Genomic DNA, 19,294 nt, shown 5'->3' with positions numbered 1-19,294 from the left:
GCCGGACCTCGGAGGACGCCCGGCCGCGGTCAGACGGTGCCGGGGTCGTCCGCGCCCATGCCGGTGAGCAGCGCACGGAACGAGTCGAGCCGCTCGACGCCGGTCGGTCCGAGTTCGCCGTCCTGCACGCGGTCGACGATCTCCCAGTCGTGCGCCTGGGCCAACGGGATGCCGTCGGCCGGTTCGCGGACCGGGACCGCGTGCGACGCGAACGCCCGGAACACGTTGGCCGGGTCGACGTGCCCGAGGCCGAACGACCGCACGCCCGGGGTGTCGATGATCCAGCCGCCGTCCCGCACCCGCAGGGCGATCGACGACGACGAGGTGTGCCGACCGCGGCCGGTCACCGCGTTGACGACGCCCGTCGCCCGCGTCGACCCGGTCAGGGCGTTCACGAGCGTCGACTTGCCGACGCCCGAGTGCCCGACCGTGACGGTGACCTGGTCGTCGAGGACCTCGTGCAGCGCGTCGAACGGCACGTCGTCGGAGCGGCTCGTGACGATGCGGAGGTCCAGGCAGGCGAAGTGCGCCAGGAACGGTGCCGGGTCGGCGAGGTCCGTCTTCGTGATGCAGAGCACCGGGTCGAGCCCGGCGTCGAACGCGGCCACGAGGTAGCGGTCGATGAGGCGCGTCCGGGGTTCCGGGTCCGCGGCGGCCACGACGATGAGCATCTGGTCGGCGTTCGCGACGATGACGCGCTCGACCTCGTCGGAGTCGTCGGCGCTGCGGCGGAGCAGCGTGCTGCGCTCGTCGACCTTGACGATCCGCGCCAGGGACCCGGGCTCGCCGGAGGTGTCGCCGACCAGCGAGACCCGGTCACCCGTGACGACCGACTTCTTGCCGAGCTCGCGGGCCTTCGTGGCCGTGATGACCCGGCCCTCGCCCGCGCTGGCCCCGATCGACGCGGGTGCGCCGTCGGCGACGACTGCGCCGTCGTCCGCGGTGACGAGGACGCCGAACCGGCCCCGGTCGACGTTCGTCACCCAGCCCCGGGCCGCGTCGTCGTACGAGGGACGGACCTTCGTGCGCGGCCGGTTGCCCTTCGGGTTCGGACGGATCCGGACCTTGGACTCGTACTGGCCGTACGGCTCGTCCGCCTCGGTGTCGTCGCCGTCGACGTCGTCCCACCAGCTCACCGTGCACCTCCGGACGTCGCGACGAGCTCGGCCCACAGCTCCGGGAACTGCGGCAGGGTCTTCGCGGTGCAGCCGACGTCGTCGACGGCGACGCCGTCGACGACGAGGCCGACGATCGCGCCGGCCGTCGCCATCCGGTGGTCGTCGTACGCGGCCCAGCCGCCGCCGTGGAGCGGCGCCGGTTCGATCCGCAGGCCGTCGTCGAGTTCGTGCACCGCGCCTCCGCACCGGTTGACGTCAGCCGCGAGCGCGGCGAGCCGGTCCGTCTCGTGGCCGCGCAGGTGGCCGATCCCGGTGACCTCGCTCGGTCCGTCGGCCAGCGCCGCGAGCGCGACGAGCGCCGGGGCGAGTTCGCCGCCGCGCGTCAGGTCGAGCGTCACACCCGGGAGGGAGGCGCCACCCCGGACACCGACGCCGCCGTCGACGACCAGGTCGTCGCCGTCCCGCGTCACGGTCGCCCCCCACAGGGGCAGGAGCGTCTCGAGGTCGGCGCCGACCTGCGTCGTCTCGGTCGGCCAGGTGCGGATGCGGACCGTGCCGCCCGCGACGAGTGCGGCGACCGCGAACGGCGCCGCGTTCGACAGGTCCGGTTCGATGGTCACGTCGCGTGCCGCGATCGGCCCGGGGTGCACGACCCACTCGCCGACCGACGGTTGGTCGACACGGACGCCGCGGGCGCGGAGGGCGGCGACGGTCATGTCGATGTGCGGCAGGCTCGGCAGCCGCTCGCCCACGTGGGTGAGGTGCAGCCCCTCGGCGAAGCGCGGCGCGGACAGCAGCAGGCCGGAGACGAACTGCGAGGACGCACTCGCGTCGATGGTGAGCGCACCGCCCCGGACCGCGCCGGTGCCCGTGAAGGAGAACGGCATCGCGCCGTCGCCGTCGTCCGTGACGTCCATGCCGAGGTCGACGAGCGCCCGGATGACCGCGGCCATCGGGCGCTTCCGGGCGTAGGGGTCGCCGTCGATCGTGACGGGGCCGCTCGCGAGTGCGGCGAGGGGCGGCAGGAAGCGCATCACGGTGCCCGCGAGCCCGCAGTCGACCCGCACGCCGCCGTGCATGGGTGCGGGCGTGACGCGGAGGTCGGGGCCGTACGGGTTCGGGGCTGCGCCGGGCTCGGGGGCGACCTCGTCGACGCCGACGCCGAGCTGCCGGAGCGCGGCGACCATGAGCGCCGAGTCGCGGGAGTGCAGGGGCAGCCGGACGGTGGACGGTCCGTCGGCGAGGGCGGCGAGCACGAGCTCCCGGTTCGTCAGCGACTTCGAGCCGGGCAGGGCGACGTCGCCGCGCAGGGGCCCGCGGGCGAGGGGAGCGATCCACGGATCGGTCGGCTGGGAATGCGTCGTGTCGGCCATCGGTTCCCCAGGGTACTGAACGCACCGGGAGGACCATTGGCGACAGCAGTACTCGCACCAGCGCGGACGCGTCCGTCCCCGCTCGTGCTGCCCGCGACGTCCACCTCGCTCGGCCTAGACTGGGCCGCGATGACGACCGACGAACCGCAGGCAGCACCGCACGACCTGGTCGAGGCGACCGAGGAGCAGCTCGACGCGGTGTCCGAGGAGCGGGACGCGCTCGACGAGGACGGCGACGCGTCGTCCGCTGACGCAGACCTGTCCGGTGACGCGGACGACCTGTCCGGCGACGCAGACCTGACCGGCGACGACGACCTGCACCAGGACGCCGACGAGCCCGAGCCGGCCGACGAGAAGACCGTCTCCGAGCAGGAGCTGCGCGCCCTGTTCGAGGACCAGGCGCTGCCGTTCATGGACCAGCTGTACGGCGCCGCGATGCGCATGACCCGCAACCCGGCGGACGCGTCCGACCTGGTGCAGGAGACCTTCGTCAAGGCGTACGCCGCCTTCCGGCAGTTCCGCCAGGGCACGAACCTCAAGGCGTGGCTCTACCGGATCCTGACGAACACGTTCATCAACACGTACCGCAAGAACCAGCGGAACCCCTACCAGGGCACGATCGACGAGCTCGAGGACTGGCAGCTCGGCGGCGCCGAGAGCGTCACCCAGTCGGTCTCGGCCCGTTCCGCCGAGGCGGACGCGATCGACCACCTGCCGTCCTCCGCCGTGAAGGACGCGCTCCAGTCGATCCCCGAGGACTTCCGGATGGCCGTGTACTTCGCGGACGTCGAGGGGTTCTCGTACCAGGAGATCGCCGACATCATGAAGACCCCGGTCGGGACGGTCATGAGTCGGCTCCACCGTGGCCGCCGGCTCCTCCGTGGGCTCCTGGCCGACCACGCCCGCGAGACCGGTATCGTCCCGGACGCAGCGTCGACGGCGACGATGCGTGGACGGGGTCGCGGTGCCACGACGAAGAAGGCTGCTGCGACCGCTGGTCGCACGGACGGGAAGGACGCACGATGAGCGGCTGCGACTGCTCGAAGGCGAAGGCCGAGCTCGAGGAACTCCTGCACGACGAGCTCTGCCGTGAGGACGCCGCGGACATCCGCGAGCACATGGCGAACTGCGAGGACTGCACGAGCGAGCACCGCGTCGGCGTCGTCCTCATGGAGACGGTGAAGCGCGCGTGCGCCGAGACCGCCCCGGAGCAGCTGCGCTCCGAGATCCTGGCGCGCATCCGCGTGGAGCAGGCGACGCACTGACCCGGTCGGCGCGGTCGTCACACGGCGGTCCCGCTCGGTAGGGTCGGCCCATGACCCGTGCCGCAGAGTCGACCGCCACCTGGACCGACGCCGACGTCCGCGACGTCACAGCGCTCGTCCGACTGCTCGGTCACGTCGTCGACGAGCCCGCGATGCGCGGACGGCTGGAACGGCTCACGCCTGAGGCCGGCCACCGCACGTGGCTGGTCCGCGACGAGGACGGCCGTGCGGTCGCCGTCGCGGGCGCGCAGTTGACGTGGTCCTACGCGAGCGACGAGCCGACGGCGCAGCTGCTGCTGCTCGTCGTCGACCCGTCGGACAGGAGGCGCGGCACCGGTTCCGCGCTCCTCGACACGTTCGAGACGTGGGCGCGTGAGCAGGGGGCGCGTCGCCTCAGCGCCGTGTCGGCCGCGGCCACGGACAGCGCGCACCGGTTCTACCAGAAGCGCGGCTACCACGAGGCCGGGGTCCGGTACACGAAGCTCGCCTGACCGGGGCGCGTCGCGTCCGGTTGCGTTGGGTCGCGTCCGGTCGCGTTGCGTAGCGTCGCGTCCGGTCGCGTCCGGTCGCGCTGGGTCGCGTCCGGTCGCGACGCATCCCGACCACGGAGAACGCCCCGTGTCGGAGTCCCAGGGACTCCGACACGGGGCGTTCCGCATGCTCAGCGCGGTGCGCTCACGACCCCAGGGCCGTACGGATGACCTCGGCGGCCTCCTGCGCAGACCGCTTCGACGACCCGGTCGCGGGCGCGGCGCTCGCGGGACGCGACGCGACCGACAGCGGACGGCCGGCCAGGTGCGGCGACAGGTTCATGCACACGTACGGCCACGCGCCCTGGTTCTCGGGCTCCTCCTGGGCCCAGACGACCTCGGCGCCCGGGTAGCCGGCGAGCACGGACAGCAGCTCGTCGAGGGGGAGCGGGGCGAGCTGCTCGAGCCGCACCAGGGCCACGTCGGACCGGTCCTGCTTGTCGAGCTCGGTGCGGAGGTCGTGGTGCACCTTGCCCGAATGCAGGACGACGCGGCGCACGGCTCCCTTGTCGGTCACGCGGTCGTCGTCGATGACCGGGAGGAACGTGCCGCTGGTGAACGCCTCGACCGGGCTCGTGGCCTGGCGCAGGCGCAGCATCGCCTTCGGCGTGAACACCACGAGCGGGCGCTGCGGGCGCTCCCACGCCTGGCGACGGAGCAGGTGGAACCAGGACGCCGGGGTCGACGGGCGGGCGACGACCATGTTGTCCTCGGCGCAGAGCTGCAGGTACCGCTCGATGCGCGCCGAGGAGTGGTCCGGTCCCTGGCCCTCGTAGCCGTGCGGGAGCAGGAGCACCAGGCCGGAGCGCTGGCCCCACTTCTGCTCGGCGGACGAGATGAACTCGTCGATGACCGTCTGGGCGCCGTTCGCGAAGTCGCCGAACTGCGCCTCCCAGAGCACGAGCGCCTCGGGACGCTCGACCGAGTAGCCGTACTCGAACGCCATCGCCGCGTACTCGCTCAGCAGCGAGTCGTAGATGTACAGGCGCGCCTGGTCCTCGGTGACGTTCGCGAGCGGCAGCCACTCCTGGCCGTTCGTCCGGTCGTGGAACACCGCCTGGCGCTGCACGAACGTGCCGCGGCGGGCGTCCTGTCCGACCAGGCGGACCGGCTTGCCCTCGGTGAGGACCGACCCGATGGCCATGAGCTCCGCCATCGCCCAGTCGACGCCGCCGGAGCGGGTCATCTCGGTGCGCTTGGTGAGGAGCTGCTGCAGCTTCGGGTGCACCTGGAAGCCCGCGGGCGGGTTGCTGTGCGCGTCGCCGATCGCCCGGACGAGGTCCTCGCTGATCGCGGTGTCGTGCACCTCGACCTCGGTGTCGTCCCGCTGCGCGGTCGGACGCTCGAGACCGTCCACGGCCCCGGCGTCGTCGGCCGTCACGACGGGCATGGTGCCGGTCTGGGCCTCGTGCGTCTCGGCGAACGCGCGCTCCAGGCGGTCCTGGAAGTCGCGGTGCGCCTCGTCGTACTCCTCCTGCGTGATGTCGCCGCGACCGACGAGGGCCTCGGTGTACAGCGTGCGGACGGAGCGCTTCGCCTCGATCAGGTTGTACATGAGCGGCTGCGTCATCGAGGGGTCGTCGCCCTCGTTGTGCCCGCGGCGGCGGTAGCAGACGAGGTCGATGACGACGTCGCGGTGGAACTCCTCGCGGTACGCGAAGGCGAGCTCGGCGACGCGCGCCACGGCCTCGGGGTCGTCGCCGTTCACGTGGAAGATCGGCGCCTGGATCGTCTTCGCGACGTCGGTCGAGTACACCGAGCTGCGTGCCGACTCCGGCGGGGTGGTGAAGCCGACCTGGTTGTTGATGACGAGGTGGACGGTGCCGCCGGTGCGGTAGCCGCGGAGCTGCGACATCTGCAGCGTCTCGACCACGACGCCCTGGCCGGCCATCGCCGCGTCGCCGTGCACGAGCACGGGCAGCACGCCGAAGGTGCCGGGCGGGGTGCGGTCCTGCTTGGCGCGCACGATGCCCTCGAGCACGCCGTCGACGGCCTCGAGGTGGGAGGGGTTCGCGGCGATCGTCACCGGGATGCTCGACCCGTCGGACGCGCGGAACAGGCCCTCGGTGCCGACGTGGTACTTCACGTCGCCCGAGCCCTGGCCGGACACCGAGCCCGGGAGGGACGAGCCCTCGAACTCGCGGAAGATCTGCCCGTACGTCTTGCCGGCGATGTTCGTCAGCACGTTGAGGCGACCGCGGTGGGCCATGCCGATCGCGACCTCGTCGAGGCCGGCGCCTGCGGCGTGCTGGATGAGCGTGTCGAGGAAGGCGATGGTGGACTCGCCGCCCTCGAGCGAGAAGCGCTTCTGGCCGACGTACTTGGTCTGCAGGAACGTCTCGAACGCCTCGGCCTCGTTGAGCTTGCCGAGCACCCGGAGCTGCTCCTCCTTCGAGGGCTTCGAGTACGGGACCTCGATGTGCTCCTGCACCCAGCGGCGCTGCTCCGGGTCCTGGATGTGCATGTACTCGATGCCCACCGTGCGGCAGTAGGCGTCGCGGAGGATGCCGAGCACGTCGCGGAGCGGCGCGTTCGTGGTGCCGGCGAGGCCGCCCGTCACGAACTCGCGGTCGAGGTCCCAGAACGTCAGCCCGTGGTTCTCGATCTCGAGGTCGGGGTGCGTGCGCTGCCGGTACTCGAGCGGGTCGATGTCCGCCATGAGGTGCCCGCGGACACGGAAGCTGTTGATGAGCTCCTGCACGCGCGAGGTCTTGTTCACCCGGTGTGCGAGGTCGACGTTGATGTCGTTGGCCCACTGGATCGGCTTGTACGGGATCCGGAGCGCCGAGAAGATGCCCTCGTAGAAGCCGTGCTCGCCGATGAGCCGCTCGTGCACCTTCTTGAGGTACTCGCCCGACCCGGCGCCCTGGATCACGCGGTGGTCGTAGGTGCTCGTCAGCGTGATGGTCTTGCCGACGCCGAGCTCGACGAGCGTCTTCGTCGCGGAGCCCTGGAACTGCGCCGGGTACTCGAGCGCACCGGCGCCGATGATGCAGCCCTGGCCCTTGGTCAGGCGCGGGACCGAGTGCACCGTGCCGATGCCGCCCGGGTTCGTCAGCGAGATCGTGGTGCCCTGGAAGTCGGCCGGGGTGAGCTTGTTGTCGCGGGCGCGCTTGACGAGGTCCTCGTAGGCGCTGAGGAACTGGCCGAACGTCAGCGTCTCGGCGCGCTTGATGCTCGGGACGAGGAGGGAGCGGGTGCCGTCCTTCTTCGGGACGTCGATCGCGATGCCGAGGTTGACGTGCGCGGGCTGGACCACGAAGGGCTTGCCGTCGCGCTCCTCGTAGGAGACGTTCTGGCTCGGGAAGTCCTTGAGCGCCTCGACCATCGCCCACCCGATGAGGTGCGTGAAGGAGATCTTGCCGCCGCGGGCACGGCGCAGGTGGTTGTTGATGACGATGCGGTTGTCGATCATCAGCTTCGCCGGGATCGTGCGGACGCTCGTCGCGGTCGGGACGGTCAGCGACGCGTCCATGTTCGAGGCCAGGGTCTTCGCCATGCCGCGGAGCGGGGTGGCGACGTCCTCGTGGGTCTCGTCGTGCTCGTCGGTCGCGTCGTTCGCCTCGGCCGGGATCGGCTGCGGCGTCGGCTGGCGCGAGGTCGTCTTCGCCTGGATGGGGCCGCCGGAGCGTGCCTCGCCCTGGGCGTCACCCGACTGCGCGGGTGCGGGTGCGGCCGAGGCGGTCGGTGCCGGCGTGGGGGCCGCGGTCGAGGTGGCGGTCGCGGTCGGCGCGGCGGGGGCGCCCTGCGAGCGGTGGTAGCTCTCGAGGACGGGCCACCAGGACTTGTCCACCGACTCCTTGTCGGCGACGAACTGCTCGTACAGCTCGTCGACGAGCCACTCGTTCGCACCGAATTCGCCCGCGGTCTCGTCGGTTCCCGTCAGATGGCTCGACACAGCCGATCGCCCACTCTCCGTCGATAGATGCTCGTGTGTGTCGTGCGGGGCAGCCCTGCTCCGCACTGCCAGCCAGCCTAGCCGTTCCGCGGTGACCGTCCGCCGCGGGGCGGAGGCGGGTCGCGCCTCCCGGCATCCCGCGCGTGTCGGGCGGAGCCGTACAGTGGTGGGCATGAGGTTCTACGAGACGCGGCCGACCCACGACCTGACCTACTCCGACGTCTTCCTCGTCCCGAGCCGCTCCGGCGTGACGAGCCGCTTCGACGTGGACCTGGCGACGACCGACGGCACCGGTGCCACGATCCCGATCGTCAGCGCGAACATGAACTCGGTGACCGGCCCGCGCCTCGCCGCGACCCTCGCCCGACGCGGCGGCCTCGGCGTGCTGCCGCAGGACATGCACCTGCAGGACCTCGACGCCGCGATCCGCTGGGTCAAGGACCAGCCGGTCGACTTCGACACCGCGTACGACATGGGCGCCGACACCACGGTCGCCGAGGCGCTCGGGCAGCTCCTGCCGGTCGCCGGGCGCGGGGTCGTCGTCCGCGACGCCTCGGGGGAGTACCTCGGCTGCGTGCCGGCCACGCGACTCGGCACCGCCGGCCCGGACGCCACGCTCGGCGACCTGCTGCACGGCCCCTCCACCGCGATCGACGCCGAGGACGCCGGGACGCCGCGGCACGTGTACGACGTGCTCAGCGCCGCCGAGGTCGAGTTCGCCCCCGTCGTCCGGCACGGCCACGTCGTCGGCACCACCAGCCAGACGAGCGCCATCCGCTCCGACATCTACGCGCCCGCCGTCGACGGGGACGGCCGCCTGCGGGTCGCCGCGGCCGTCGGCATCAACGGCGACGTCGCCGCGAAGGCGAAGGCCCTCGCGGCCGCGGGCGTCGACGTCCTCGTGCTCGACACCGCGCACGGTCACCAGGAGGGCATGCTCCGTGCGCTCCGGACGGTGTCCGCGCTCGGCCTCGGGCTGCCGATCGTCGCCGGCAACGTCGTCACCGCCGACGCCGTCGCGCACCTCGTCGACGCGGGTGCGACGATCATCAAGGTCGGCGTCGGCCCCGGTGCGATGTGCACGACCCGCATGATGACCGCGGTCGGTCGCCCGCAGTTCTCCGCCGTGCTCGAGACCGCCGCGGCGGCCAGGTCCCTCGGTGCCCACGTCTGGGCCGACGGCGGCGTCCGGTACCCCCGTGACGTCGCGCTGGCCCTCGCCGCCGGCGCGTCGAGCGTCATGATCGGCTCGTGGTTCGCCGGCACGCTCGAGGCACCAGGGGTGCTGCGCCGCGACGCCGCGGGCAAGGCGTACAAGGAGAGCTGGGGGATGGCCTCGGCCAAGGCGGTGCGCGAGCGCTTCGAGCGGCTCGACCCGTACGAGCGGGCGCGCAAGGCGCTCTTCGCCGAGGGCATCTCGTCGTCGACGATCTACCTCGACCCGGAGCGCCCGAGCGTCGAGGACCTGCTCGACATGATCACCACCGGCATCCGCAGCTCGGCGACGTACGCGGGGGCGTCCTCGCTCGCCGAGTTCTCGGAGCGGGCGCTCGTCGGCATCCAGTCCGCCGCCGGCTACGAGGAGGGCAAGCCGCTGCCGGTCAGCTGGTAGCCGCTCGTCGCGACCCACGCGGGGTCGCGACCCACGCGGGGTCGCGACCGGACGACGGACCGACGGGAGGCGCGGTGCCAGCTGGCACCGCGCCTCCCTCGCAGGCTCGGTCGGCGCGCCCCGCGCAACGCTCCGCGTTGCCGCTGAGCGGGGCGCGCCCGTCCGTCGGTCGCGGCTACCGCCGTCGGGTCGCGTCCTCGACGGTGCCGACGAGCTCCTCGAGGATGTCCTCGAGGAACAGCACGCCCGTCGTGCGTCCGTCCGCGTCGAACGCCCGCGCGACGTGGCGCCCGGCGGCACGCATGGTCGCGAGCGCGTCCTCGAGGTCCATCTCGGTGTAGAGCGAGATGAGCTGCCGGATCCGCTTCGGCGGCACCGGCACGTCGAACTCGTCGGGCCGCAGGTCGATGACGTCCTTGACGTGCACGTAGCCCGTCGGGTCGCCGTCGTCGCCGACGAGCACGTACCGCGAGAAGCCGCGCTGGGCGACGGCCCGCTCGACGTCCTCGGGGGTGGCGGTGTCGGGCAGCGTCACGAGTTCGGCCATCGGGACGGCGACGTCCTTGACCTTCTTCTCGGTGAACTCGAACGCCATCGCGAGCTTGCCGTCGTCGGTGAGCGTCCCCTCGCGGCGGGACTGCTCGACGATGGTCTGCACCTCCTCGACGGTGAAGGCGCTGACGGCCTCGTCCTTCGGCTCGACCTTGAAGAGCCGCAGCACGCCGTTCGCGACCGAGTTGAGCCCGACGACGACCCAGTGCAGACCGTGGCCGATGTACCAGAGCGTCGGCACGAGCACGAGTGCGGCGCGGTCCGGCATCGAGAACGAGATGTTCTTCGGGACCATCTCGCCGAACACCACGTGCAGGAACGACACGAGCAGCAGCGTGAACACGAACGCGACGATGCCGATGACCTCGACGCTCCACCCGGTCAGGCCGAGCGGGACCTCGAGCAGGTGGTGGATCGCGGGCTCGGACACGTTGAGGATGAGCAGCGAGCAGACCGTGATGCCGAGCTGGGTGGTGGCGAGCATGCGCGTGGCGTGCTCCATCGCCCACAGGGTCATCTGCGCGGCCTTCGACCCGGCCTCGGCGCGGGGCTCGATCTGCGAGCGGCGGGCCGAGATCACTGCGAACTCGGCGGCGACGAAGTAGGCGTTGCCGAGCAGCAGGACGACGAGCCAGAAGATGCCCCACCAGTCGGACCCGGCGGAGGCGGACTCCCCGGCGGCGAGGACGACCCCGCTGGACACTGCGGCGCTCATCGGGTGCGCTCCTTCGTGGCGGGGATGATGATGCCGGTCGCGGGACGCTGGCCGGAGCCGGCGGTCGCAGTGCCGCTGGTCGGCGTGCTGCCGGTGGCCGGGCCGGTGGTGCCCGTGCTGCCGGTGGGCGTGGGGTCGACCGGCGGCGTGTTCGGGGTCCACCGGATCCGGTCGACGCGGCGGCCGTCGAGGCGTTCGACGCGGAAGACGCCGTCCTCGAGCACGACCTCGTCGCCGACGACGGGCAGGCGACCGAGGGTCGCCATCACGAAGCCGCCGACGGTCTCGTACGGGCCGTCCTCGGGCACGGTCACCCCGGCGCGGTCCTCGAGCTCGTCGGGGCGGAGCAGCCCGGGGAAGGTCAGCCAGCCGCGCGAGCGGACGACGTCGATGCGGGCGCGGTCGTGCTCGTCCGACACCTCGCCGACGATCTCCTCGACGAGGTCCTCGAGCGTGACGACGCCGGCGGTGCCGCCGTACTCGTCGACGACGATGACCATCTGGTAGCCGCGGCCGCGGACCTCGGCGAGCAACGTGTCACCGGGCATCGTCTCGGGGACGCGCTCGGCCTCGGTCATGAGGGCGCCGACCGGCACCTCGGGACGCTTCTCGCGCGGGACGGCGACGGCCTGCTTGACGTGCACGATGCCGACGACGTCGTCGGCGTCCTCCTCGATGACGGGGAAGCGGCTGAACCCGGTGCGGCGGGCGAGGGCGATGACGTCCTCGGCGGACTCGGACACGCGGATCGTCGAGACGCGGGGGCGGGGCGTCATGACGTCGCTCGCGTCGAGCTCCGAGAAGGCGATGGTGCGCTGGAGGAGCGTGGCGGTGTCCTGCTCGAGCGAGCCCTCGGACGCGGACCGGCGCAGCAGCGAGCTGAGCTCCTCGGCGCTCCGGGCGCCGGAGAGCTCCTCCTGTGGCTCGATGCCCATCGACCGGAGCACGGCGTTCGCGGTGCCGTTCAGCACGGCGACGGCCGGCTTGAACACGGTCGTGAAGCCGATCTGCAGCGGGACGACGAGCCGCGCGGTCTGCAGGGGCAGCGCGAGCGCGAAGTTCTTCGGCACGAGCTCGCCGAGGATCATCGACAGCAGGGTCGCGATGACCAGCGCGACGATCGACCCGACGGTCTCGACGACCGCCTCGGGGAGCTGGGCCGCGAGGAACGGCGCCTCGAGCAGGGTCGCGATCGACGGCTCGAGCAGGTAGCCGGTGAGCAGCGTCGTCAGCGTGATGCCGAGCTGGGCGCTCGACAGGTGCGTCGACGTGACCTTGAGGGCGCTGATGACCGGGGTCAGGCCGGACTCGCCGCGGTCACGACGGGCCTCGACCTCGGCACGGTCGAGGTTCACGAGGGCGAACTCGGACGCGACGAACACGCCGGTGCCGAGCGTCAGCAGGATGCCGCCGACCAGCATCACGACGTCGACGGGACTCATTCCTCACCCCCCGGTGCAGGGGAGGAGGGGGTGCTCACCGAGTGAGCGCCGGATGAGTGGGAGGGCGAAGGTGCGTTCGGGGGATCGTCCACAGTGAGGGTCATCCTAGCGGGTGGGTGGTGCGGAGGCGGTGAGGACGTACAGGTCGCGGGGGTGCCCGTCCGGCGGGCCGGGAGGCACACCCCGCGTCGTCCCGTGGGCCTAGGCCGTGACGCGTGCGCGGTGGTACTGCTGCGGCTCGTAGTCGAGCGACACCCCGAGCTCGGCGGCGGCACGGAGCGCGAACGCCGGGTCGCGGAGGAACTCGCGACCGACCATCACGACGTCGGCCTGTCCGGTCGCGACGACCTGCTCGGCCTGGAACGCCGTCGAGATCATGCCGACCGCGATCGTGCCGATGCCCGCACCCCGACGGACGGCCTCGGCGAACGGGACCTGGTAGCCGGGGCCGACCCGGATCGCGGCGCTCGGCACGTTGCCGCCGGTGGAGACGTCGGCCAGGTCGGCGCCGTGCTCGGCCGCCCAGCGGGCCACCTGGATCGTCTCGTCGAGCGTCAGCCCGCCGTCGGTCCAGTCGGTCGCCGAGAAGCGCACGACGACCGGGAACCCCTCGCCGACCTCGGCGCGGACGGCGTCGACGACCTCGAGCAGGGCGCGGGCGCGGTTCTCGAGCGAGCCGCCGTACGCGTCGGTGCGGTGGTTGCTCAGCGGCGAGAGGAACTGGTGGAGCAGGTAGCCGTGAGCGGCGTGCAGCTCGACCAGGTCGAACCCGGCCTCGACCGCGCGTCGGGCCGCGGCGGCGAAGGCGAGCGCGACGACGCGGACGTCCTCGACCTCGAGCTCGCGGGGTGCGGCGTACTCGCCGAACGCGACGGCGGACGGCGCGACCGTGGTCCAGCCGCCCTCGGACACCGGGACGCTGCCCTGCGTCGTCGACCAGGGGCGGTGGGTCGAGGCCTTGCGGCCCGCGTGGGCGAGCTGCACGCCGATCGCGGCGCCCTGCTCGTGCACGAAGTCGACGATCGGGCGGAACGCGTCGCGCTGCTCGTCGTTCCAGAGGCCGACGTCCTGGGGGCTGATCCGGCCCTCGGGGACGACACCGGCCGCCTCGACCACGACCGCACCGGCGCCGCCCTTCGCGAACCCGCCGAGGTGCACGAGGTGCCACGTGGTCGGGACGCCGTCCTGCCGCTCGACCGAGTACTGGCACATCGGCGAGACCCAGAGACGGTTCCGGACGGTGAGGTCGCGGATGGTGATCGGTTCGAACAGGGCGTGCGTCACGCGGGAGCTCCTTCGGGGTCCGTGGGGCCGGGTCACCCGGCGCCGTGGTCATCGAACACCCCCGACCCGTGCGCGATTCCCCGACGGACCCCGGACGCGGCGTGCCCCGGAGACGGTGGTGCCCGACGCCGCGCGCCCGGACCGCGTCCCCGACCACCGCACGCCCGCACCGTCGCGGACGTACCGTGGGTGTGGTGACCGACTTCGTGACCGTCTCCCCGTCCGACGCCGCCGCGTGGACCACCGCGCCGACCGGCGACAGCACCAAGTACCGCCGCGGGGTCCTCGGCGTCGCGACCGGTTCGGCCGCGTACCCGGGGGCCGCCGTGATGGGCGTCGACGCCGCCGTGCACACCGGGGTCGGCATGGTCCGCTACGTCGGGCCGGACCGTGCGACCGACGCCGTGCTCGCCCGCCGGCCCGAGGTCGTCGCCGGCGTCGGCCGCGTGCAGGCGTGGCTCGTCGGCTCCGGCATCTCGGCCGACACGCTCGACGACCTCGACGAGCGCACCGCCGAGGCGTTCCGACACGCGTCCGACGACGGCGTCCCCGTGGTCGTCGACGCCGGTGCCATCCCGCTCGTCGACCTCGGCCCGCGCGCGGTGCTCACACCGCACGCGGGGGAGCTCGCCGCCGTGCTCGGCGTCGACCGGGAGACCGTCGAGGCCGATCCACGCGGGTCGGCCCTGCGCGCCGCGGAGCAGACCGGCAGCGTCGTGCTGCTGAAGGGCTCCGACACGCACGTGGTCACCCCGGACGGGTCGGTCCGGCTCGTGGCCTCGTCGGCGACCCCGTGGCTCGCCGCCGCCGGCGCCGGTGACGTCCTGGGCGGTGTCCTCGGGGCGCTCGTGGCGACACGGGCGGGCCGCGAGGAACCGGGGCCCGAGGCACTCGCACACCTCGCCGCCGCGGCGGCGGTCGTGCACGGCACGGCCGCGCGCCGCGCGTCGCGCGGCGGCCCCTTCACGATGACCGCGCTCGTGGAGCAGCTGCCGGGCGTGGTCCGCGACCTCGTCACCACGGGGGACGCGACGGCCTGAGCCGGTCGGCGGCGACCGCCGCGCGGGCCGGGAGGCGCGTGGCGGGGTCGGCCCGTGCCTCCCGTCGGGTGGGTGCGCGGGTCGGGAGGCGCGTGGCGGGGTCGGCGCGTGCCTCCCGTCGGGTGGGTGTGCGGGTCGGGAGGCGCGTGGCGGGGTCGGCCCGCGCCTCCCGTCCGGCGGGTGCGCGGGTCGGGACGCGCGTGGCGGGGGAGACCCGTGCCTCCCGTCCGGTGCGCGACGCGGGACACCGCAACGATCCCGCAGGCCGACCGGACGGTCCAGACATCCGGCGCGGACGCGCCGACACTGGTCGCAGGGACGTCGCCTCACCAGCGACACGGCTCAGGTGCGCGCCCCGGAGAGCAGAACCACAACCATGTCCAGAACACCCACCGCCGCGCGGTCCGTCGACGACGACACCGCCGCAGGCCGGACCCGGAGCGCGCCGTGAAGGCCGTCCGGACGCTCGTCGTCCTCGCGGCGGCAGCCCTCGCCGCCGGCACCGTGGGCGCCGTCTCGAGCGCCGACGCCCGCACGCAGTTCGGCAGCCTGGCGACCGCCACGCCCGTGCTGCCCGCCGCGACCGCCAGCCCCACGCCGACGCCTCCCGCCGGCGGTCGTCCGCCGACCTTCTCGGAGGACTTCGACACCCCAGCGGCGGCCGGCGGGCCGTTCGCGGCGACCTACGCCGGGTCGTGGCAGCCCTACCCGGACGGCATGGGCGGCAAGTACTGGTCCGGGCCGCTCATCAGCGCGCACGACGGGTACATGGACGTCGCGATGGACGGCAAGCGCGGCGCGGCCGGCACGTTCGGGACGCCCGACGACGCCTGGGACCACGTCGGCGGGACCTTCAGCGTCCGCGCGCGTGCGGTCGGTGGCGACGGCAACGGCGCCGCGTTCATGCTCTGGCCGACGTCGGACGACTGGGCGGAGGGCGAGCTCGACTTCCCGGAGGGGAACTTCCAGGAGACCGTCGGCGCGTTCACGCACTCGATGGTGCCGGGGCAGGAACGGCAGGCCGCCGGGCTGCACACCGACACGACGTGGCGGGAGTGGCACACCTACACGACCGAGTGGGTGCCCGGACAGGTCGTGCGGTACTCGATCGACGGTGAGGTCGTGTTCGAGACGCACGAGCACGTCCCGACGACCGCGCACCGGTACATGTTCCAGATCGGGGACTGGGGGCAGCCGGGGCACCTGGAGATCGACTGGGTCCGGAGCTGGACGCCGTAGGGCGCGGCGGGGCGGGGCGGGCCGCGCCCCGCACGGCCCCGCGGGCCGGGGCGCTGGCGTCCGTGGTCGGGTGTCCCGGGTTGGGGTCTTGTGTCCGCGGTCCGCCCGGGCGTCCAGGGTCCGGAGTCGGGCGTCGCCGGGTCCGCCCGGGTGTCCAGGGTCGGGGTCGGGCGTCGCCGGGTCCGCCCGGGCGTCCAGGGTCGGGACCGGGCGTCCCGCTACGCTCGTGCGGTGCACAGGCAGTCCCGGTGGGTCGAAGGCGTCGGTTTCGTGGTCGCGTTCGCCGGCGTGCACGCCCTGCTCTGGTGGCTGACCGCCGTATCCGCGAACCTGCCGCTCGGCGACGTCACGATCACCTACCGTCGCTGGATCGAGACCGGGCACGTCGACCACTCGTGGGTCGGCATCGACTCGGCGTGGGTGTACCCGATCCTGGCGATCGTGCCGATGGCCGCCGCCGCGATCGGTGGGACCGCGTCGATCGGCACCGGGTGGCTCGTGCTCATGGTGGTGCTCGACGCCGTCGCGTGCGCGGCGCTGTGGCGGCACCGGACGCTCGGCGTCCGGGTCGTGTGGTGGTGGCTCTCGTTCCTCGTCGCCCTCGGGCCCATCGCACTCGGGCGCATCGACACGGTCGCGACCGCGGTGGCCCTGGTCGGGGTCGCCTTCGTCGCCACGCGGCCCGCCGTCGCCTCGGCGCTGTTCACCACGGCCGCGTGGGTCAAGGTCTGGCCCGCGGCGCTGGTCGGCGTGCTCCTGCTGCTCCGGCGCGGCCACCGCCGAGCGGTCCTGGCCGGAGCCGGCGTCGTCACCGGCCTCGTCGTCCTCGTCGACGTGCTGTACGGCGGCGCCTCGCACCTGCTGTCGTTCATCGGCGAGCAGACCGGTCGAGCGCTGCAGATCGAGGCGCCCCTCGCGACGCCGTTCATGTGGGCCGCCGCCGCGCGGGTCCCCGGTGCCGGCGTGTACTACGACCGCGAGATCCTGACCTTCGAGATCGCCGGACCGGGCACGCACGTCGCCGCCGCGCTCTCCATGCCGCTCATGGCGCTCGTGGTCGTCGGCGGGGTGCTGCTCGCGCTGGTCGCCGCGCACCGCGGTGCCCGCCGGGCCGAGGTCGCCCCGGTGCTCGCGCTGCTCCTCGTCGCCGCGCTCGTCGCCACCAACAAGGTCGGGTCGCCGCAGTACGTCGGCTGGTTCGCGGTCCCCGTCGTCTGGGGGCTCGTCGCCGGGCGACCCAGCGCGCGGCGGTTCCTGCCGGTCGCGGTCGCCGTGCTGCCGATGGCGGTGCTGACGCAGGTCGTCTACCCGGGGTTCTACGACCAGGTGCTCGCAGTGCAGCCGTGGGTGCTCGTCGTGCTCACGCTGCGGAACCTGCTCGAGGTCGCCGTGCTCGTGTGGGCGGTCGTGGTGCTCGTGCGGGCGGCGCTCGCCGGGGGCGGGGGCGGGGCCGGGGCCAGGGCCGGTTCCGGTGCCGGTGCCGGTGCCGGTGCCGGGGTCGGGTCGGCTGGTCGGTCCTCCGTCGCCGAGGACACCGCGTCGCGCGGTGCCCGCGGGGTGGTGCGTCCGGAGGGGGAGCGCGGGGTGGTGCGTCCGGAGGGGGAGCGCGGGGTGGTGCGTCCGGAGGGGGAGCGCGGCAGGATGGACGCATGATCGTCGCCTTCTCCGTCGCCCCGTCCGGTGGTCCCGCAGCGACCTCGGACGGCTCCGTGCACGACGCGGTCGCCGCCGCGGTCCGGGTCGTCCGCGAGTCCGGACTGCCGAACCGCACCTCGTCGATGTTCACCGAGGTCGAGGGGGAGTGGGACGAGGTCATGGACGTCGTCAAGCGCGCCACCGAGGCCGTCGGCGCCTACGGAACGCGGGTCTCCCTCGTGCTCAAGGCCGACATCCGTCCGGGGCACACCGGCGAGATCGACGGCAAGCTCGAGCGGCTCGAAGCGGCGCTCGGGGACTGAGCCGCGGGGAGCGGCTCGGGCTACGGGTACATCCGGCCGTTGTTGATGTCCCGCTCCGCCTGGCGCAGCGCTTCGGCGATCTCGGGATCGCTCCCGTCGAACGCCCGCGAGCGCGAGCCCGGGTCGGTCAGGTGGTGCATCCACGACCACAGGGCGACGAGCGCGAGCAGGACGACGCCGGTTCCGATCCACCACCACATGCCGCGAACGCTACCCGAACGGGTCGGTCCTGTGCAGACGAGGCGCGGCGCTGCGTTGCGCAGCGCGTCCGACGCGAGCGCGGCCGTCGGCTGCGCGTCGGTGGGGCGCACCGCCGTCGGGTGCGCGGGTCAGCCGACGTCGTCGCGGCGGAAGCGGTGGTCCGGTTCCGGCTTGTCGATCGTGGTCGTGTAGGAACCGATCGAGAACCCGTGGCCGAAGAAGCTGTCGAGGTCCTCGTAGCCGACCGCGAGGGTCAGTCCGCCCGAGTCGAGCCAGACCTTCGTCGGGTCGTCACGGTGGCTCGTCCAGGTGCCGGTCGTGGTGACGGGGCCGCTCGTCCGGCAGGCCTCCGGCTGCGGCGCGAGGGCCGAGGAGGAGTCGCACGCGACGTCGAGGGGGAAGTCCTCGACCGAGAAGGAGCCGTCCTGGTCGAGGACGAGCGTCGAGCCGTCAGCGGCGCTGGTCCACGTACCGACGTACTGCTCGCGGGGGTCCGGGTCGCGGGAGCCCGGCCCGCCCAGCGGGGACGCACACGCCGTGGTGGTCGCGACCGCGGCGAGCACGCCGAGCACGGCGGTGCTCCGGGCACCACGGACGCGAGTCCGCGAGCCGGCCGCAGGTCCGTGCGCTCCGCCCGCGATCCGCGCTGCCGTCGCCCGTCTCCGAGCGATGCGCCGGTGGTCCGTGGGCACTGCGTCCCCCTCGTCACCCGTCCCGTTCCCCGCCGCCGATCGTAGCGGGAGCGCTCCCTGCCGACAGCCCGGGCGACACGCCGCAGTGGTCCCGGGGATGTCGGTGGGCGGGTGTCTCATGGTCGTCATCGAGCCGCACCCGCGGCCGGACCGACGACCACGAGGAGCGCGTGATGACCCACGACGGCTGGTGCCCTGACTGCGATCTGCAGACGGTCGTGATCGACGCGGACGAGCAGGGTGAGAACGGCTGGGCGACGTGCGTCGAGTGCGGAGCCGGTTGGGTGCACCGGGACGAGATCCGGGAGGCACGGTCCTCGCGGTCCGAGCGCACGGAGCGCCGGGCGGCCTGACGCTCCCGCTGGAGCGCCGGCA

Annotated in this window: 17 protein-coding genes; 9 read left to right on the top strand and 8 right to left on the bottom strand. The window is 73.3% G+C overall.

The window, feature by feature from the left end:
- Nucleotides 1-29: 29 nt before the first annotated feature.
- Nucleotides 30-1,136, bottom strand: coding sequence for a ribosome small subunit-dependent GTPase A (rsgA, locus tag QOL15_RS09875; protein WP_071249194.1), 1,107 nt, complete (start codon nucleotides 1,134-1,136; stop codon nucleotides 30-32).
- A complete protein-coding gene (aroA, locus tag QOL15_RS09870) occupies nucleotides 1,133-2,491 on the bottom strand; it encodes a 3-phosphoshikimate 1-carboxyvinyltransferase (RefSeq protein ID WP_071249196.1) in 1,359 nt (452 codons plus the stop codon). The genes rsgA and aroA overlap by 4 nt, the downstream gene beginning before the upstream one ends.
- Nucleotides 2,492-2,620: 129 nt before the next feature.
- Here aroA and QOL15_RS09865 point away from each other — a divergent pair, with 129 nt between their 5' ends.
- From QOL15_RS09865 to QOL15_RS09855, 3 genes are read left to right on the top strand one after another with little or no spacing between them, the layout of a single operon-like run.
- The gene (locus tag QOL15_RS09865; RefSeq protein WP_071249198.1) at nucleotides 2,621-3,517 is read left to right on the top strand and encodes a sigma-70 family RNA polymerase sigma factor; all 897 of its coding nucleotides are present in this window, start codon (nucleotides 2,621-2,623) and stop codon (nucleotides 3,515-3,517) included.
- Nucleotides 3,514-3,756, top strand: a complete 243-nt coding sequence (locus tag QOL15_RS09860) for an alpha-ketoglutarate decarboxylase (RefSeq protein WP_065962138.1) — start codon at nucleotides 3,514-3,516, stop codon at nucleotides 3,754-3,756. The genes QOL15_RS09865 and QOL15_RS09860 overlap by 4 nt, the downstream gene beginning before the upstream one ends.
- A gap of 50 nt (nucleotides 3,757-3,806) precedes the next feature.
- The gene (locus tag QOL15_RS09855) at nucleotides 3,807-4,247 is read left to right on the top strand and encodes a GNAT family N-acetyltransferase (RefSeq protein WP_071249200.1); all 441 of its coding nucleotides are present in this window, start codon (nucleotides 3,807-3,809) and stop codon (nucleotides 4,245-4,247) included.
- 184 nt (nucleotides 4,248-4,431) lie between these two features.
- On the opposite strand, the gene QOL15_RS09850 is transcribed toward QOL15_RS09855, so the two are convergent.
- Nucleotides 4,432-8,184, bottom strand: coding sequence for a multifunctional oxoglutarate decarboxylase/oxoglutarate dehydrogenase thiamine pyrophosphate-binding subunit/dihydrolipoyllysine-residue succinyltransferase subunit (locus tag QOL15_RS09850; RefSeq protein WP_175473865.1), 3,753 nt, complete (start codon nucleotides 8,182-8,184; stop codon nucleotides 4,432-4,434).
- Nucleotides 8,185-8,356: 172 nt separating this feature from the next.
- Between QOL15_RS09850 and QOL15_RS09845 the strand changes: the two genes are divergently transcribed.
- Complete coding sequence (locus tag QOL15_RS09845) at nucleotides 8,357-9,796, top strand: GuaB1 family IMP dehydrogenase-related protein (RefSeq protein WP_071249203.1); 1,440 nt, start codon at nucleotides 8,357-8,359, stop codon at nucleotides 9,794-9,796.
- 175 nt (nucleotides 9,797-9,971) lie between these two features.
- Here the strand turns inward: QOL15_RS09845 and QOL15_RS09840 are convergent, their stop codons facing one another.
- The 3 genes from QOL15_RS09840 to QOL15_RS09830 all read right to left on the bottom strand — a co-directional run bounded on the left by QOL15_RS09840 (nucleotide 9,972) and on the right by QOL15_RS09830 (nucleotide 13,789).
- On the bottom strand, nucleotides 9,972-11,063 hold the full coding sequence (locus QOL15_RS09840) for a hemolysin family protein (protein WP_171898755.1): 1,092 nt from the start codon (nucleotides 11,061-11,063) through the stop codon (nucleotides 9,972-9,974).
- The gene (locus QOL15_RS09835; RefSeq protein WP_065962143.1) at nucleotides 11,060-12,505 is read right to left on the bottom strand and encodes a hemolysin family protein; all 1,446 of its coding nucleotides are present in this window, start codon (nucleotides 12,503-12,505) and stop codon (nucleotides 11,060-11,062) included. The genes QOL15_RS09840 and QOL15_RS09835 overlap by 4 nt, the downstream gene beginning before the upstream one ends.
- A gap of 201 nt (nucleotides 12,506-12,706) precedes the next feature.
- A complete protein-coding gene (locus tag QOL15_RS09830; RefSeq protein ID WP_071249205.1) occupies nucleotides 12,707-13,789 on the bottom strand; it encodes an NADH:flavin oxidoreductase/NADH oxidase in 1,083 nt (360 codons plus the stop codon).
- 194 nt (nucleotides 13,790-13,983) lie between these two features.
- Between QOL15_RS09830 and QOL15_RS09825 the strand changes: the two genes are divergently transcribed.
- The 4 genes from QOL15_RS09825 to QOL15_RS09810 all read left to right on the top strand — a co-directional run bounded on the left by QOL15_RS09825 (nucleotide 13,984) and on the right by QOL15_RS09810 (nucleotide 18,026).
- The gene (locus tag QOL15_RS09825; protein ID WP_071249252.1) at nucleotides 13,984-14,829 is read left to right on the top strand and encodes an ADP/ATP-dependent (S)-NAD(P)H-hydrate dehydratase; all 846 of its coding nucleotides are present in this window, start codon (nucleotides 13,984-13,986) and stop codon (nucleotides 14,827-14,829) included.
- A 447-nt stretch (nucleotides 14,830-15,276) separates the two neighbouring features.
- Nucleotides 15,277-16,068, top strand: coding sequence for a glycoside hydrolase family 16 protein (locus QOL15_RS09820; protein WP_071249208.1), 792 nt, complete (start codon nucleotides 15,277-15,279; stop codon nucleotides 16,066-16,068).
- 231 nt (nucleotides 16,069-16,299) lie between these two features.
- Nucleotides 16,300-17,721, top strand: coding sequence for a glycosyltransferase 87 family protein (locus tag QOL15_RS09815; RefSeq protein WP_305404394.1), 1,422 nt, complete (start codon nucleotides 16,300-16,302; stop codon nucleotides 17,719-17,721).
- Nucleotides 17,718-18,026, top strand: coding sequence for a thiamine-binding protein (locus QOL15_RS09810; protein WP_065962980.1), 309 nt, complete (start codon nucleotides 17,718-17,720; stop codon nucleotides 18,024-18,026). The genes QOL15_RS09815 and QOL15_RS09810 overlap by 4 nt, the downstream gene beginning before the upstream one ends.
- A 20-nt stretch (nucleotides 18,027-18,046) precedes the next feature.
- Here QOL15_RS09810 and QOL15_RS09805 read toward each other — a convergent pair whose 3' ends face one another.
- Both QOL15_RS09805 and QOL15_RS09800 read right to left on the bottom strand, forming a co-directional pair.
- The gene (locus tag QOL15_RS09805; RefSeq protein WP_139197581.1) at nucleotides 18,047-18,226 is read right to left on the bottom strand and encodes a hypothetical protein; all 180 of its coding nucleotides are present in this window, start codon (nucleotides 18,224-18,226) and stop codon (nucleotides 18,047-18,049) included.
- A gap of 129 nt (nucleotides 18,227-18,355) precedes the next feature.
- On the bottom strand, nucleotides 18,356-18,799 hold the full coding sequence (locus tag QOL15_RS09800; RefSeq protein ID WP_071249214.1) for a hypothetical protein: 444 nt from the start codon (nucleotides 18,797-18,799) through the stop codon (nucleotides 18,356-18,358).
- 293 nt (nucleotides 18,800-19,092) lie between these two features.
- Between QOL15_RS09800 and QOL15_RS09795 the strand changes: the two genes are divergently transcribed.
- A complete protein-coding gene (locus QOL15_RS09795; protein ID WP_071249216.1) occupies nucleotides 19,093-19,272 on the top strand; it encodes a hypothetical protein in 180 nt (59 codons plus the stop codon).
- Nucleotides 19,273-19,294 lie beyond the last annotated feature (22 nt).

It is taken from the genome of Curtobacterium sp. MCBA15_012, assembly GCF_001864935.2.
GTDB lineage: Bacteria > Actinomycetota > Actinomycetes > Actinomycetales > Microbacteriaceae > Curtobacterium.
The sequence above is the reverse complement of the archived record's forward strand: the minus strand, read 5'-3'. Positions and strand labels throughout refer to the sequence as shown.

Coding starts and splice junctions, on each gene's coding strand:
- QOL15_RS09835 (WP_065962143.1), bottom strand. CDS start 12,505: ATGAGTCCCGTCGACGTCGTGATGCTGGTCGGCGGCATCCTGCTGACG.
- aroA (WP_071249196.1), bottom strand. CDS start 2,491: ATGGCCGACACGACGCATTCCCAGCCGACCGATCCGTGGATCGCTCCC.
- QOL15_RS09795 (WP_071249216.1), top strand. CDS start 19,093: ATGACCCACGACGGCTGGTGCCCTGACTGCGATCTGCAGACGGTCGTG.
- QOL15_RS09810 (WP_065962980.1), top strand. CDS start 17,718: ATGATCGTCGCCTTCTCCGTCGCCCCGTCCGGTGGTCCCGCAGCGACC.
- QOL15_RS09805 (WP_139197581.1), bottom strand. CDS start 18,226: ATGTGGTGGTGGATCGGAACCGGCGTCGTCCTGCTCGCGCTCGTCGCC.
- QOL15_RS09855 (WP_071249200.1), top strand. CDS start 3,807: ATGACCCGTGCCGCAGAGTCGACCGCCACCTGGACCGACGCCGACGTC.
- QOL15_RS09845 (WP_071249203.1), top strand. CDS start 8,357: ATGAGGTTCTACGAGACGCGGCCGACCCACGACCTGACCTACTCCGAC.
- QOL15_RS09840 (WP_171898755.1), bottom strand. CDS start 11,063: ATGAGCGCCGCAGTGTCCAGCGGGGTCGTCCTCGCCGCCGGGGAGTCC.
- QOL15_RS09865 (WP_071249198.1), top strand. CDS start 2,621: ATGACGACCGACGAACCGCAGGCAGCACCGCACGACCTGGTCGAGGCG.
- QOL15_RS09860 (WP_065962138.1), top strand. CDS start 3,514: ATGAGCGGCTGCGACTGCTCGAAGGCGAAGGCCGAGCTCGAGGAACTC.